This window comes from Bartonella sp. AP88HLJMH (assembly GCF_042195605.1).
GTDB lineage: Bacteria > Pseudomonadota > Alphaproteobacteria > Rhizobiales > Rhizobiaceae > Bartonella.
On record NZ_JBHIOR010000004.1, the window covers coordinates 46,577 to 62,398 of the forward strand.

A 15,822-nucleotide genomic window follows, 5' to 3' on the forward strand; every position below is an offset into this window, starting at 1 on the left:
GACAAAAGCAGTATTGATTATAATAAAACACGTTAACTGCATTTTATATGCCGGTTATTTTTTTATTTGATATGAGAAAATAAAATTTTTAAAAGGATTTAAGCTTTTTTGTTCTACGGATTTTAGGATATTTATCCACTTGTATGATTTCTGAAAATGAGGTGCAAGACTGATAAGATGATAGTCTGTGACAAAGAAAAAATATTTGAATGAAGATGAGAGGTCTATTTTTATTTAAAAAGGCTTTGGGGGTATTGAGTTTTCTAACATTTTTCAAAAAAATAGACACAAGTAATTGTTAAGCTTTGTTGTAGGGATAAAAACGGATATAACTTTTTTAGTATATTGTTTTATAATGATAATTTATCATTTTATATTGAATGAGAATCTTAAGAATTGTAAAATCCTCTCATTTTAAATTTATCCATGGTGAAAAAATTAAAATCAGTTTCTTGTATACCACAAGTAGAGGCTTGTGTGGATAAAAACTCTTTTAAAAAGGAATTAAAAAGCTTCTTTGAGACATCTTGAGAGCTAAAAGTCTGTTGCAATATTTTGAATTGGTAAAGAGTATGATGGTTTTAGTATATTTATGAATTTTTTATGCGCAATGATGGGGGGATTTGTTTTGTGATTTTTTGAGGTTTTATCGGACATAAAGAGTGCAGTGGGTGTTTATTAATCAGAGAGAAGCGTTGATAACGGTTTATATTTTTTGTGAACCTTTTTTGATATCGAGCATCTTCGGTAAAAAGATGCTCTTGTCTCTCTTTCTTTGAGGGATTGATCTCAATAAAAAAATTAATAATCTTATGTAAAAAATATTACATCTAGTTCAGATGCTATTTTTTTAATATAAAAATTGATTGATACAACAGAGATAGCCGCAAGTTATAGATTATATCATTTTATTTGATACGCTATAAGATTAATTATAGTCTTTTTATTTTTTTATTTTATGATATAGAGAAATCTGAGACTTGTGCATAAAGATATATTCTTTTATTTCATAATTTTATCTTGAAATTGTCTTACTATTTCCTTTTTAAAGACGTTCTTTTGCTTTCTTTTTTGTATAATACATTTGCAAATTACTTGCGGCTAGAATTTGAGAATGTTTGAGTGAAGAGAAAGAAAATGCAATTTTTGAAAATCTTGTTAAATACAGCATGTGCTGTATTTTTTGTATTTGATATAAGTTGGACTCATAGTGTCTTAAATGTTGCGGAATCAGGAGAAACCTCAGTGATTGTTGCTTCTAAGATTTCTGCTCGTCCTTATGAGTTTCTTATTCAGAAACTTGCGAATAAATATAATGTTCCCGTTAATTTAGCACATGCTGTTGTAAAAGTTGAAAGTAATTATAAGGCAGGTATAAAGGGGGCTGCTGGCGAAATAGGTTTGATGCAAATTAAACCCTCTACGGCACGAGGGTTGGGCTTTAGTGGTTCTGTACAGGATTTGTACGATCCTGCGACCAATCTTGAATATGGTATGCGTTATTTGGCAAGGGCCTATAAACTCAGTGGTGGAAGTACGTGTGGTACAATCCTTAAATATAACGCAGGTCATGCTGCAAAAAAAATGAATTCTATTTCAGCGAAATATTGCGCAAAAGTAAAGACTTATCTGGCTTCATTAAAATAAAAACATCTGTTGAGAGAGGTTTGTCATAAAATATTTTAAGATGCTATTTTCACGGAGCAGAAAATGTTTTATAAATCAGTATGTCAGTCGGCTGGGCAGCCGCGCTTGTCTGATACTGAAATACGGCAGGTGAGGAAAGTCCGGGCTCCATGGAAAGACGGTGCCGGGTAACACCCGGCAGGGGTGACCCTAGGGAAAGTGCCACAGAAAGTAAACCGCCTATTTTTATAGGTAAGGGTGAAAGGGTGGAGTAAGAGCCCACCGCGCATTCAGTAATGAATGTGGCAAGGTAAACCCCACCGGGAGCAAGACCAAATAGAAATGACGTGCAAAATTTAATTTGCAGCCGATTTCCGGGCGAGTCATTCGGGTAGGTTGCACGAGGCGGATGGTAACATCCGTCCCAGATGAATGGTTGCCATGTAAAGTGTAAGCTTTACTCTACAGAACCCGGCTTATAGGCCGACTGATATTTCATGATGATACGCGATATTTTATAAGATCAATTATATATGGTCTTTTATGGAGTCTATGTGTTTGAAATGGACACTTGAGCAAAGAGTGTTTTAAAAAATTATAACATTTCTTTAAGTATAATGCGTTAGGATCTGTTTTGGGATAACTTTAGTTTTTTCGTTCATTGTGATTAATGTGAAAGTTGAAGGCCAGGTTATTCTAAGATCAGTTGCCATGAGAGAGCTGTTGATTTAAGACAGCATAACTTCAAGACGGATTATTTTGATAAAGCAGGATCAAAGAGCTGAACGCCATATTCCAGTGTTGTTACAGCCAGTTTTGGCTGGGCTTATGCCATTGGTTGGAGCAAAAGTGATTGATGGCACCTTTGGTGCTGGTGGTTATACGCGCGCTTTGTTAAAGGCAGGGGCACAGGTGATTGCTCTTGATCGTGATCCTCATGCTATCAGTGCAGGACAATCGCTTGTTGAAGAATTTTTTCCACGCCTTCGTTTGGTCCATATGGCGTTTTCACAGCTCGATCGTGTCGTTGAAGAGAAGGTGGATGCAGTTATTTTGGATATTGGTGTTTCTTCAATGCAGCTTGATGAAGCAGAAAGAGGTTTTTCTTTTCAAAAAGATGGTCCATTGGATATGCGAATGGCTCAGACTGGTTTTACAGCCAGCGATGTTGTCAATCATTTAAAAGCAAGGGATTTGGCACGTATTTTTAAGATATTAGGGGAAGAGCGTTATGCGGGGCGAATTGCACGTATGATTGAAAAGCGTCGTGTTGTGCAGCCTTTTTTGCGTACAGGTGATTTGGCGTATGCTATCGAAACGTTGATAGGACGTAAGCCGGGAGATCGTATTCATCCGGCAACACGTGTATTTCAGGCTCTTCGTATCTATGTTAATGATGAAATTGGTGAATTGGCATGTGGTTTATTTGCTGCTGAACGCGTTTTAAAAGCTGGAGGTCGTTTGGGGGTTGTCAGTTTTCATTCTCTTGAAGATCGTATGGTCAAAAGATTTTTTTCGGCTCGTTCTGGAGAGTGTATGAGATCACGCTATCTGCCTGAAATGAAGGCTGCTCCAGCAACATTTTTTCCTTTGTTTCGAGGTGGGATCACGGCAACTAAAGAGGAGTTACAGAAAAATCCTCGTTCACGTTCTGCGAGGTTGCGTATTGGTGTACGGACTGAAGCAGAGGCTCTTGCAGCAGATATGAAATTATTTGGTTTAGCAGAGATTGCCAGTTTTGAAGGCAGCAAAAAATGACAGTTTTTCGTACATTTGATATGATTTTAGTGTTGATTATGATTTGTATGGCAGGACTTACTTATAAGGTAAAATATGATGTTCAAAAGCGAATGAACGAAGTTCTTCATCTTGAGCATGAAATTGCTGCAGCAAAAAATACGGTAAGTTTGCTTCATGCTGAGTGGGCTGTGATGATAAGGCCTTCACGCATGCAAAAACTTGCGAAACGTTATCAGAAAGAACTTGGGTTAGAGGTTATACAGCCGCGTCAAATCGTGGAGTTTAAAGACATTCCGGTACGGGTACATGATCAAATTGAAGAAGTGATTAAACAAAATATCTTGGAAGATAATCAAGATATTTTGACAAATAATCGGGCTTCTCAGATCAATAGTGTTGTCCAAAAAGGCGCGCAGTAATGAAATCGACTTTTTTATTCTCACAGAAGAAAAAGCGCTTAAAGAATTCGTTGAATAATTATAATGTTTCTGTTCGTCGTCCCTATTCTAGTCGTCCACGTTTGCTTTTTTCGTTGTTCTGCTTTTTAATTTTATATGGCATCATGGGGGCTTGCCTTATTTCTTATGGGTTGGAAGGTGGACAGATTGAAGAAGCAAAAGGGCCTGGAGTTCTTCAATTGATGGCACGGCCTGATATCGTTGATCGTAATGGTCGTTTATTGGCAACAGATATTAAAACTTATTCACTTTTTGCTGAGCCACGACGTATTATTGATGTGGATGAAACAATTGAATTGCTCTCAACAGTTTTGCCTGATCTTAATTGGCAGGAAACCTATAAGCGCTTAAAAAGAAAATCTAGTTTTTCTTGGATACAGCGGGGGTTAACACCAATGCAGAAGACGCAAATTATGGCTCTTGGTATACCAGGAATTGGTTTTCGGACTGAAATTCGTCGTTTTTATCCTGATGGACCTGTAACTTCCCATATTCTCGGTATGGTGAATGTTGATAATCAGGGCATTGCAGGTATGGAAAAATATATTGATGATGCGGGGTTGAGTGCTTTGCGTGCCGCTGGTCTTGCCATGGAAGAATCGTTAAAACAAGTTCAGCTTTCGATTGATGTGCGTGTTCAGGCAATTGTTCATGATGAACTTATTCAGGCTATGAAGCGTTATAAGGCAATTGCTGCAGGAGCTGTTATTTTAAATATACATACGGGGGAAGTTTTGGCTTTGGCATCACTACCAGATTTTGATCCTGGAAATCCTATCGAAGCTTTAAAAAGTGATCGTCTCAATCGGATGACGGCAGGAGCTTTTGAAATGGGATCAATTATTAAAAGTTTTACGACCGCCATGGCACTTGATTCCAATATTTTTCATTTAAACAGTATTATTGATGCTTCAAAGCCAATAAAAGCAAGTAGTGGGTATACTATTCATGATTTTCATGGAAAAAATCGACCCTTAACGTTATGGGAGGTTTTTATTTATTCTTCTAATATTGGTTCTGCTAAAGAGGCATTGGCGATAGGGATTGATAAACATCGTGGTTTTTTACAAAAACTTGGATTACTGGATCGTCTCACAACAGAGTTGCCTGAAGTTGCCCACCCTATTGTGCCACATCATTGGAAGGATATACATTCTATGACGATTTCTTTTGGGCATGGTATGGCAACAACACCCTTGCAAACAGCTGTCGGGGCTGCTGCTTTAATGAATGGTGGTTGGTTAATTGCTCCGACATTTTTAAAACGGACAAAAGAACAAACTCTGCACCATGCAAAACGGGTTTTGCAGGCTAAAACAAGTCAAAATATGCGTTACCTTTATCAATTAAATAGTGATATTGGTTCTGGACGTAATGCAAAAGTAGAAGGCTATCGTGTAGGTGGTAAGACAGGAACAGCTGAAAAAGTTGAAAATGGAAAATATTCTAAAACAAAAAATTTCAATAGTTTTCTTGCTGCTTTTCCTATTGAAGATCCTGCTTATGTTGTTTTAACAATTATCGATGAACCAAAGCCAGAGGAGGGACAGCGTTCAGCAACAGCGGGAATGAATGCTGGACCAATGCTTGCTAATATTGTTCGTCGCACAGCTAGTTTTCTTGGTGTAAAACCCGATTTTAAAAAAGAATATGAGCCTCTTTTAAGTAAAAAGAGCAATTCAAGTTTCGTTAAACAACGGTAAAATGAATATAAAGGTGCGTTATTATGTTGTTGGGAACAGTTTTTACAGAATGTGTTGAAGATGAAAGTCTTTCTTCAATAGAAATAACAGGAATAAGTGTGGATTCTCGGCAAGTTTTGCCAGGCTATGTTTTTGTCGCTGTTCAAGGAAAAAAAAGTGATGGAAGGCACTATATAGATGATGCGATAAAGCGTGGCGCACGAGCAATCGTTACAGATTATCATGCTGTTCTTGAGGATTTATCTGTTCCCATTTTACGTGTTTCTAATGTTCGTCATAGTTTAGCGTTGGCAGCTGCACGTTTTTACGGTTCTCAGCCTGAAACGGTTGTTGCTGTGACTGGTACAAGTGGTAAAACATCTGTTGTCTCTTTTCTTCGGCAAATTTGGACTTATGCTGGATTTTGTGCTGCGAGTATAGGAACGGTTGGTGTTGTTTCTCCTAAACGGAATGTTTATGGTTCTCTCACAACACCTGATCCGGTCGTCTTGCACCGTCTTCTTTATGAAATTTCTCATGAAGGTGTGACTCATGCAGCTCTTGAAGCTTCTTCGCATGGGCTTGACCAAGGACGACTTGATGGAGTCCGTTTAACGGCTGGTGCCTTTACCAATTTAGGGCGAGATCACATGGATTATCACACGGGGGTAGAGGATTATTTGCGGGCTAAAATGAGGTTGTTTGATACACTTTTGCCTGTATCTGCTCCTGCTTTGATTTTTGCTGATGATGTTTATTCACAAAAGGTTATTGATGTTGTTACACAAGCGCGCCGCCGTGTCTTGACAATTGGTCGTAAGGGGCAATTTATCACGATTAATCGTGTCGAACATCAACGCTCAAAACAGTGTATTGAGTGTCGTGTGGAAAACAATATTTATACATTTGATTTGCCTTTAGCTGGAGATTTTCAGGTCGCCAATGCGCTTATGGCAGCGGGGTTAGCAATTGCAACGGGCGTTTCACCTCGTAAGGTTTTTTCTGCGCTTGAAACTTTGCAGGGGGCACCTGGGCGGTTAGAGTTTGTGGGAAAGACAGAAAATAATGCGCTTGTTTACATTGATTATGCCCATAAACCAGAAGCTTTGGAGCAGGTTTTGCTTTCTGTTCGTCCCTTTACGCAAGGGCGCTTGATCGTTGTTTTTGGTTGTGGAGGAGATCGTGATCAAGGGAAAAGACCTTTGATGGGAAAAATTGCGGCGGATAAAGCGGACATTGTTATTGTAACGGATGATAATCCTCGCACAGAAATGCCAGAAAAAATACGCAAGGATATTTTACAGGCAGTGCCAACAGCAATAGAGATAGCAGATCGTGGAGAGGCTATTTCTTACGCGGTGGAGCTTTTGAAAGTTGGTGATACATTAATCATTGCTGGAAAAGGTCATGAGGATGGCCAAATTATAGGGCAGACAACTTATCCTTTTTCAGATCGTCTGAAAGCGATAGAAGCTTTAGAGGACCGAAAGAAATGACAGCTTTATGGGATAAGCAAGCACTTGTTGCTGCAGTTAATGGTGTTGTAATGGGAAGCCTGCCAGAAACTTTTTCTGGGGTTTCCATTGATAGCCGTACTCTTGCGGAAGGGGATGTTTTTTTCTGCATTAAAGGGCATCATCTTGATGGTCATGATTTTGCTGCGCAAGCTTATGAACGAGGTGCAGGCGTTCTTATCGTTGCGGAACACCGTTTGAGGGATATGAAAAAGATATCGGCTCCACTCATTGTCGTTCCTGATGTTTTGAAAGCCTTAGAACAACTTGCACAAGCTGCACGCAAACGTTCAAGAGCTAAGATTATCGCGATAACAGGATCGGTGGGAAAAACAACGACAAAAGAAGCTTTGAAACAAGCACTTGCAACGGCTGGGAATGTTCATGCGAATCTCGCTTCTTTAAACAATTGCTGGGGGGTTCCACTCACTTTAGCGCGGATGCCTGTGGAGAGTGATTATGGTATCTTTGAAATTGGCATGAATCACAGAGATGAAATTCGCCCTCTGGTCAAACTGGTTTGTCCGCATGTTGCTCTCATTACGCATATTTGTGCAGGACATATGGGTTTTTTCAAGGATCTTGAAGAAATAGCAAAGGCAAAAGCTGAAATTTTTGAAGGATTGGATGAGGAAGGCATTGCCATTTTAAATGCGGATAGTGATTTTTTTTCTTATCTCGTTCAAAAAGCAAAGAAATGCGGTGTAAAAAAGATCTTAAGCTTTGGTGAGACTAAAGATGCTGATTATCAAGCGCATGATATACGTCTTCTAACCGATAGTTCTTCTATGATTGTGCGTATGGGGGGGCGGGATAGGGAGGTCCAAATTGGTACTCCTGGGCGCCATATTGTGCAAAATAGTTTAGGGGTTATTGCTGCTTGTGATGCTATGGGGGTTGAGCTAGAGCCTGTTTTTCTTTCTTTTCGCCATTTTTCTTCTCAAAAGGGGCGAGGTGTTCGTTATCGACTGTCTTTATCAAATGGGGGTGAATTTTATCTCATTGATGAAAGCTATAATGCAAATCCTGCTTCTATGCGTGCTGCACTTGAGCTTCTTGCTACAGGACCTGTAGGGAAAGGGGGGCGGCGAATTGCTATTTTAGGAGATATGCTAGAGTTAGGGGAGTATAGTGAAAAGCTTCATCGTGATTTAATAAAACCAATACGTCTTTCTGGTGCTAATCCGGTTTTTCTATTTGGTGAGGCGATGAAATCTTTAGTCAGTGATTTGTCTGCTGGTGTTAAGGTTCATTATGCTGAAAATATTGAGAAAATTTTATCGCTTCTTTTAGCAGAAATTTCTTCTGGGGATCTGCTTATGGTTAAATCATCCAATAGCCTTTGTTCATCAAATATTGTGACTGCATTGCTTGATCGCTATAAAGCGGTTTCTTCATAGTTTTAAGAGGTTTTTTTGTTCCATGATGCTATTTTTTTCTTCGTTTAGTGATTGGCTTCCAGGTGTGAATGTATTTCGTTATATTACTTTTCGCACGATAGCGGCTATGCTTACTTCGGGGCTTATCGTCTTTTTGTTTGGACCTAGCATCATTGCTTCTCTTAAATTGCGGCAGGGTAAGGGGCAACCGATTCGTGCTGATGGTCCTCAAACACATTTTAAAAAGGCTGGAACACCTACAATGGGTGGATTGATGATTTTAATCGGCATTGTGGTATCGGCATTTTTATGGGGTAATTTATCGAATATTTACTTTTGGGTATCGCTATTGGTTATGCTTTCTTTTGGGGGAATTGGATTTTATGACGATTATCTTAAGGTCACAAAACAAACAGACAAAGGATTTTCTGGGAAAGCACGATTAAGCTTGGAGTTTTTTGTTGCGGCAATTGCGGCTTTTGCCATCTTGAAAATTGGCTCATCTGGATTAGCTTTGCCTTTTTTAAAAGATTATCTTATCAATTTGGGCTGGTTTTTTATTCCTTTTTCTGCTTTCGTCATTGTTGCGACGGGTAATGCGGTTAATTTAACGGATGGACTCGATGGCCTTGCTATTGTTCCTGTGATGGTTGCAGCTTTATCTTTTGCTCTGATTGCTTATCTTTCTGGTAATATGAATTTTGCTGATTATCTCCAAATCCATTATGTATCGGGAACAGGTGAATTGGCTGTTTTATTGGGAGCTGTTGTTGGGGCAGGGCTTGGTTTTTTATGGTTTAATGCACCACCTGCAGCTATTTTTATGGGAGATACTGGTTCATTGGCTCTTGGAGGACTCTTAGGGACTGTTGCGGTTGCTACGAAACACGAAATTGTTTTGGTTCTTATTGGTGGGCTTTTTGTTGTGGAAGCTTTTTCGGTCGTTATTCAGGTTGGTTATTTCAAATTAACAAGAAAACGCGTGTTTCTTATGGCACCGATACATCATCATTTTGAGAAAAAAGGCTGGACTGAAAGCCAAGTGGTGATACGCTTTTGGATTATTTCGATTGTTCTCGCTCTCATAGGTCTTTCAACACTTAAATTGCGGTGAGATTTTGATTTCTGTTGCGTGTTATAAAGGTCAAAAAGTTGCTCTCTTTGGATTAGGGACGTCGGGATTGGCGGCGGCACAAGCATTGATGTGCGGTGGCGCAGAAGTGGTGGCGTGGGATGATAGTCCTTCAAGCGTGCAAATGGCTTTTCGGCACAATATTCCAACACGAGATCTCCGTTATGAAGATTGGTCAGAATTTGTTGCATTGATTGTAGCTCCTGGAGTTCCTGTAAATTATCCTCAACCCCATTGGGTTGTTGAAAAAGCACGAAAAAAAAATATAGAAATTATCGGTGATATTGAATTATTTGTTCGTGCGCGCCATGATTTTTTACAGCTTTATGGTTTTTGTGACCAAGATGTTCCTTTCATTGCGATTACGGGGACGAATGGGAAGTCAACCACAACGTCTTTACTTGCGCATTTGTTGGAAAAAATGGGCTATGATGTGCAGATGGGGGGAAATATCGGAAAGGCAATATTGACCCTTAAACCGTTTGTAAAAAAACGTATTTATGTGATTGAGTGTTCATCATTTCAAATTGATCTTACTCCCTCTCTTCAGCCGACCATTGGACTTTTATTGAATTTAACACCTGATCATATTGATCGACATGGGAGTTTTGCCTGTTATGTGCAAACCAAAAGGCATCTGATTGCTCAGGCTTCTCAGGCTTTCATTTCAGTTGATGATGCAGCTTGTCGGGTTTTATATCAACAGTTACTTCATGAGGGGAAGCAAATTGAGGCAGTTTCCAAGGATCATTTTGTTGAAAATGGTTTTTATGCAGATGGGACCAAGCTCTTTTCTGTTCGTCAAGGACAGCGCCATATGCTTGCAGATCTTGCTCCTATGGCGGTGTTACGTGGGAGTCATAATGCGCAAAATGCCCTTATGGCATTAGCAACATTGCAGGCTTTAAAAATAACTGATCTTTCTGTGAACAAGCATTTGGCAAGTTATAAAGGGTTGGATCATCGTATGCAGCAGGTGCGTAAAATGGGGGCGGTTTTGTTTATCAATGACAGCAAGGCTACTAATGCAGATGCAACAGCTCCTGCGCTTTCCACCTTTAATGATATTTTTTGGATTGTTGGGGGACAGGCAAAAAAGGGAGGAATAGAGTCTCTTAGAGAATTTTTTCCTAAAATTCGTAAAGCCTATTTGATTGGGAGCGCGGCGGAAGAATTTGCTCGCACTATTGGATCTGCTTTTCCCTTTTCTATGAGCTTAACTTTGAAAAATGCGGTGCGTGAAGCAGCTGTTGACGCAATGGGTTTTCAGGCAAAAGAGGTGACGGTTCTTTTGTCACCTGCTTGTGCAAGTTATGACCAATTTAAAAATTATGAAATGCGAGGCGAAGCATTTGTCTCTTTTGTGATGCAGTTACAATAAAAAAGCATCAGTTATAAAAAAATATTTTTGCGTTAAGACTCCAGAATCTTTTTTTGTGTAATTTAGTTTTTAAAGTGTTTGTTAAACAGGCTGGGGAACCATATCACTTTGAGATAATTTATAAAATGGATAAGGTGGATATCATGGTGACGCGTGCAGATAGAGATCCAATTGCTAATTGGTGGTGGACGATTGATCGCTCTATCTTTGCAGCTTGTTTAATTTTAATGGGAATTGGCATTATGCTGTCTTTTGCTGCCAGCCCTATTATTGCAAAAAAAATCGGAATTGCTGATAGTTTTTATTTTGTTCGGTGGCATATCATTTTTAGCATTTCAGCATTTTTTACGATGGTTACCATTTCCTTTTTTTCGCTTTCTAATATTCGTCGTTTATGTGCTCTTTTGCTCATTGTAACGCTTGCTCTTATGGTTGCAACCTTATTTTGGGGTCCAGAATTAAAGGGAGCACGGAGGTGGATTCTACTATTTGGTTTTTCTGTACAGGCTTCAGAGTTTATGAAGCCAGCTTTTGTGGTTATGTCCGCTTGGCTTTTTTCGGAACAGATACGCAAGAGGGGCATTCTGGGTTATACGTTAGCGATTCTACTTTATGCCATTTGTTGTGTGCTTCTGGTTTTGCAGCCTGATATTGGACAAACAGTTTTAATAAGTGCAACATGGGGGGGGCTGTTTTTTATTGCTGGTGTCCCTCTTACTATTATTTTTCTCTTTCTCATTTTAGGCGTTGTAGGAATTATTTTAGCTTATTTTTTTCTGCATCATGTGCGCGAGCGGATCAATGGTTTTTTGACAGGTGAAGGAGATACTTTTCAAGTGGATGTGGGACGTGAGGCTATTTTGAATGGTGGTTGGTTTGGGCAAGGTCCTGGGGAGGGCACAGTAAAACGTATCATTCCTGATAGCCATACAGATTTTGTATTTTCCGTTGCTGCTGAAGAATATGGTATTATTCTTTGTTTATTAATTATGATGCTGTTTGGCTTTATCGTTATGCGTTCATTGTATATAGCCATGAATACACGTGATTCCTTTATACGTCTTGGTATTACTGGCATAGCAATGATGATTGGCTTTCAATCAGCTATTAATATGGCCGTTAATCTTCACTTAATTCCTCCAAAAGGTATGACATTGCCTTTTATTTCTTATGGTGGTTCTTCGATGGTGGCGATTGCGTTTTCAATGGGCATTTTGCTTAGTTTAACACGTCGTTGGCCAGAAGCGCGCCTTTCAGCTTTTTCTTCCTCTTCTGTCTTGGATACCCCTTATGAATGATAAAAAAGTTATTATTTTGGTGGCTGGTGGTACAGGTGGACATCTTTTTCCTGCTGAAGCCCTTTCTGTTGAATTAAGGCAGCGTGGATATGATGTTCATTTAATAACAGATGAAAGAGCACGCCCTTTTGTTCGGTGTTTTGATGAAGAGCATATTCATATCGTTTCATCGGCAACATTTACACGACGCCATCCTTTTGCTCTGATAAAGACGTTTTGGTCTTTGCTAAGGGGTATGGGGCAATCGTTGGCGTTGTTTTATAAATTACGTCCTGTTCTTGTTGGAGGATTTGGGGGGTATCCGAGCTTTCCTCCTCTTTTTATTGCGGCTTTAACGAGGCGTGTGACATTTATTCATGAACAAAATGCTGTTATGGGGCGTGCCAATCGGATGTTGGCAATTTTTGTGCGTGCAATCGCTGGTGGTTTGTTGTCACCAAATGGCGCTTATGCTCATAAAATACTTTTGACGGGGAATCCTGTCCGTGAGGCTGTGTTGAAGGCGGCCAAAATTCCTTATCATTCTTCAGAGGGAGAAAAGCCATTTAATTTTTTGATTTTTGGAGGTAGCCAAGGGGCTTCTGCTTTTTCACATATTGTTCCAGAAGCTATTGCTTTATTTGATGATAAGAACCGTAAACGTTTACGAATTGTACAGCAAGTCCGCGGTGAAGCAGGAAGGTTGATCAAAATCTATCGTGATATGGGGGTACAAGCAGAAGTTGCTCCTTTCTTTGATGATATGGCTGAACGTATGGCACATGCTCATTTTATTTTGTCGCGTGCTGGGGCTTCGTCCGTTTGTGAGATAGCGGTGATTGGTAGACCTGCTCTGCTTGTTCCCTATCCCCATGCTTTAGATCATGATCAGGCTGCCAATGCAGCTTTGCTTGCTCGTGTGGGGGGAGCGCAAATTATATCAGAAAAAGATTTAAATGCACAAAAGCTTTCTTCTCTTTTAATGCACGCTTGTTGTGCGCCCCATTTATTGGAAAAACAAGCGCTTGCTGCAAAAAAAGTTGGACAACCTCATGCAACCCGTCGCCTTGCTGATATGGCTGATTCCTTAATTGCAGGGCGATTGTTGTCAGATATAAAAGAGGAGCTTTTTAATGAAAATGCCACTTGATATAGGCGTTATCCATTTTATCGGAATCGGGGGGATCGGTATGAGTGGAATTGCGGAGGTTTTTTATAATCTTGGCTATAAAGTTCAAGGGTCAGATCAAGTTGAAAGTGCAAATGTTGAACGTTTGCGGAAAAAAGGAATTAACGTTCATATAGGTCATTGTGCTGAAAACTTAGGGAATGCAGAGGTTGTTGTTTTTTCTACTGCCGTTAAAAAAACAAATCCTGAGTATATTGCTGCAAAGGAAAGACATTTGCCGCTTGTCAGACGTGCAGAAATGCTGGCGGAGCTGATGCGATTTCGGCGTGCAATTGCAGTGGGTGGTACACATGGTAAAACAACAACCACATCAATGGTCGCAGCCCTTCTTGATGCTGGTCATTTTGATCCAGTGGTGATTAATGGCGGTATTATTAATGCTTATGGTACGAATTCTCGTACAGGAGATGGCGATTGGATGATTGTTGAAGCTGATGAAAGTGATGGTACATTTTTAAAGCTGCCTGCTGATATTGCTGTTATTACTAATATTGACGCTGAGCATTTGGATCATTATGGAAGTTTTGATGCTGTGCGTGAGGCTTTTCGGCAATTCGTAGAAAATGTTCCTTTTTATGGTTTTGCTGTTTTGTGCCTTGATCATCCAGAGGTTCAGTCATTGGCGGGCCGTATTGATGATCGTTGGGTGATCACTTATGGTGCAAATCCACAAGCGGATGTTCGTTTTCTTAATCTTTCGATGGATGGTCAAAAAACGCATTTTGATGTTCTTGTTCGCTCACGCAAAACAGGAAGAAAGATTGAGTTGAAAAATTTGCTTTTGCCCATGGCAGGGCAGCATAATGTTGCCAATGCAACGGCGGCGATTGCTATTGCGCATGAACTTGGCATTTCAAATGAAGCTATAAAAAGGGGCTTAGCAGAATTTGGCGGAGTAAAACGGCGTTTTACGCGAACAGGAAGTTGGCGTGGCATTGAAATATTTGATGATTATGGACATCATCCTGTTGAAATAAAGGCTGTTTTGCGTGCTGCACGTGAGAGTGCAAAAGGGCGTGTTATTGCGATTGCACAACCCCATCGGTATTCGCGTTTGTATCATTTATTTGATGATTTTGCTGCTTGTTTTAATGATGCAGATACAGTGTTGATTACGCCCGTTTATGCGGCTGGTGAAGAGCCTATTGTAGGATTTGGTTCTCAAGAATTGGTAGAGCATATTAAAATGGCGGGTCATCGTGATGTGCGCTTGATACATGGTTTGGAAGATGTTGTGTCTCTTGTCTCAAAATTTGCTCAGGCAGAGGATTATGTTGTTTTTCTTGGTGCTGGCAATATCACACAATGGGCTTGTGCTTTGCCTCATCAGTTAGCGGTATTGGATGGTCATGATAAATTTTCAGCACATTGATGGTGAGGCGCTATTGGCGCAATTGCAACCACTGTTGGGTGGCGTGAGAGGAAAGCTTACACCTAATGTTGAGATGCGTAAGGTAACGTGGTTTCGCACGGGCGGGTTGGCAGAGCTTTTTTATCAGCCTGTCGATGAAGAAGATTTGGCTCTCTTTCTTCAAAATTTGCCTGAATTTGTTCCTGTAACAATTGTCGGTATTGGTTCTAATCTTCTGGTGCGTGATGGGGGGGTTCCTGGTGTTGTGATTCGTCTTTCGCCAAAAAAATTTGGGCAAGTGAAGCAAGTTTCTCCAAAAGGCTTTTTAGTTGGTGCTGGTACGGCGGATAAACATTTAGCTGCTGCCGCTTTAGAAGCTGAGATTGCAGGTTTTCATTTTTATCATGGTATTCCTGGAGGTCTTGGAGGAGCTCTCAAAATGAACGCGGGTGCGAATGGTGTTGAAACCGCAGCGCGTGTTGTCGAGGTCTATGCGCTGGATCGTAAAGGGCAACGTCATATCTTGAGTGTGAAAGATATGCATTATTCCTATCGCCATTGTGATATTCCTAAAGATTTTATTTTTACGGCTGCTTTATTAGAAGGAAAAATCGGCAATAAAGATGATATTCGTGCTGCTATGGATGAAGTTGCCCTCCACAGAGAAACTGTGCAACCTATTCGTGAAAAGACAGGGGGATCAACTTTCAAAAATCCTGAGAATGGATCTGCGTGGCGCGTGATTGATGAAGCAGGGTGTCGTGGTTTACGGATTGGTGGCGCTCAAATGAGTGAAATGCACTGTAATTTTATGATTAATACAGGGCAAGCAACAGGATATGATCTTGAAGCATTGGGAGAAACAGTGCGTGCGCGTGTTTTTGCAAATTCAGCCCACCTTTTACAATGGGAAATAGAGCGTATTGGTCAATTTGAGCGTGGTCGAAGTGTTTCTCCTTTTGATCCATTTCATTGATTTATTGTTCACTAAAAAGTGAAAATAAAAAATTGAGTCATTTCAAAGAGATAATAAAAAATTTCTATTAAGAATCAATAAATTAACAAAGAATCTCTTGCATCAGGCTTTTGAGTC

General features: G+C 40.0%; 12 protein-coding genes and 1 other RNA gene. All 13 read left to right on the plus strand.

Going from position 1 to position 15,822, the window contains the following annotated elements:
• Positions 1 to 1,137: 1,137 nt before the first annotated feature.
• On the plus strand, positions 1,138 to 1,647 hold the full coding sequence (locus tag ACFIMA_RS03170) for a lytic transglycosylase domain-containing protein (RefSeq protein WP_375613362.1): 510 nt from the start codon (positions 1,138 to 1,140) through the stop codon (positions 1,645 to 1,647).
• Between the two features lie 83 nt (positions 1,648 to 1,730).
• An RNA gene (gene rnpB / locus ACFIMA_RS03175) (RNase P RNA component class A) lies at positions 1,731 to 2,121 on the plus strand.
• Between the two features lie 264 nt (positions 2,122 to 2,385).
• Positions 2,386 to 3,384, plus strand: coding sequence for a 16S rRNA (cytosine(1402)-N(4))-methyltransferase RsmH (gene rsmH / locus ACFIMA_RS03180; protein WP_375632326.1), 999 nt, complete (start codon positions 2,386 to 2,388; stop codon positions 3,382 to 3,384).
• Entirely contained in the window at positions 3,381 to 3,785 is a 405-nt protein-coding gene (locus ACFIMA_RS03185; RefSeq protein WP_375611988.1) for a hypothetical protein, read from the plus strand. The genes rsmH and ACFIMA_RS03185 overlap by 4 nt, the downstream gene beginning before the upstream one ends.
• Positions 3,785 to 5,527, plus strand: coding sequence for a peptidoglycan D,D-transpeptidase FtsI family protein (locus ACFIMA_RS03190; RefSeq protein ID WP_375652709.1), 1,743 nt, complete (start codon positions 3,785 to 3,787; stop codon positions 5,525 to 5,527). Before ACFIMA_RS03185 ends, ACFIMA_RS03190 begins: the two co-directional genes overlap by 1 nt.
• A gap of 23 nt (positions 5,528 to 5,550) precedes the next feature.
• A complete protein-coding gene (locus ACFIMA_RS03195; protein ID WP_375611990.1) occupies positions 5,551 to 7,002 on the plus strand; it encodes a UDP-N-acetylmuramoyl-L-alanyl-D-glutamate--2,6-diaminopimelate ligase in 1,452 nt (483 codons plus the stop codon).
• Positions 6,999 to 8,420: a UDP-N-acetylmuramoyl-tripeptide--D-alanyl-D-alanine ligase gene (gene murF, locus ACFIMA_RS03200; RefSeq protein WP_375652713.1), complete on the plus strand. Its 1,422-nt coding sequence runs from the start codon at positions 6,999 to 7,001 to the stop codon at positions 8,418 to 8,420. The genes ACFIMA_RS03195 and murF overlap by 4 nt, the downstream gene beginning before the upstream one ends.
• Positions 8,421 to 8,442: 22 nt before the next feature.
• The gene (gene mraY / locus ACFIMA_RS03205) at positions 8,443 to 9,513 is read left to right on the plus strand and encodes a phospho-N-acetylmuramoyl-pentapeptide-transferase (RefSeq protein ID WP_375611992.1); all 1,071 of its coding nucleotides are present in this window, start codon (positions 8,443 to 8,445) and stop codon (positions 9,511 to 9,513) included.
• Between the two features lie 4 nt (positions 9,514 to 9,517).
• Entirely contained in the window at positions 9,518 to 10,912 is a 1,395-nt protein-coding gene (murD, locus tag ACFIMA_RS03210; RefSeq protein WP_375652718.1) for a UDP-N-acetylmuramoyl-L-alanine--D-glutamate ligase, read from the plus strand.
• A 143-nt stretch (positions 10,913 to 11,055) separates the two neighbouring features.
• A complete protein-coding gene (locus tag ACFIMA_RS03215) occupies positions 11,056 to 12,210 on the plus strand; it encodes an FtsW/RodA/SpoVE family cell cycle protein (RefSeq protein ID WP_375621370.1) in 1,155 nt (384 codons plus the stop codon).
• Positions 12,203 to 13,339 carry an undecaprenyldiphospho-muramoylpentapeptide beta-N-acetylglucosaminyltransferase gene (murG, locus tag ACFIMA_RS03220; protein ID WP_375632330.1) on the plus strand — a complete coding sequence of 379 codons (1,137 nt, stop codon included), beginning with the start codon at positions 12,203 to 12,205 and terminating at the stop codon, positions 13,337 to 13,339. The genes ACFIMA_RS03215 and murG overlap by 8 nt, the downstream gene beginning before the upstream one ends.
• A complete protein-coding gene (murC, locus tag ACFIMA_RS03225) occupies positions 13,323 to 14,750 on the plus strand; it encodes a UDP-N-acetylmuramate--L-alanine ligase (RefSeq protein WP_375632331.1) in 1,428 nt (475 codons plus the stop codon). The genes murG and murC overlap by 17 nt, the downstream gene beginning before the upstream one ends.
• Positions 14,728 to 15,705 (plus strand): UDP-N-acetylmuramate dehydrogenase, encoded by a 978-nt coding sequence (gene murB / locus ACFIMA_RS03230; RefSeq protein ID WP_375632332.1) that lies wholly within the window; start codon positions 14,728 to 14,730, stop codon positions 15,703 to 15,705. Before murC ends, murB begins: the two co-directional genes overlap by 23 nt.
• The last annotated feature ends 117 nt before the right edge of the window (positions 15,706 to 15,822 follow it).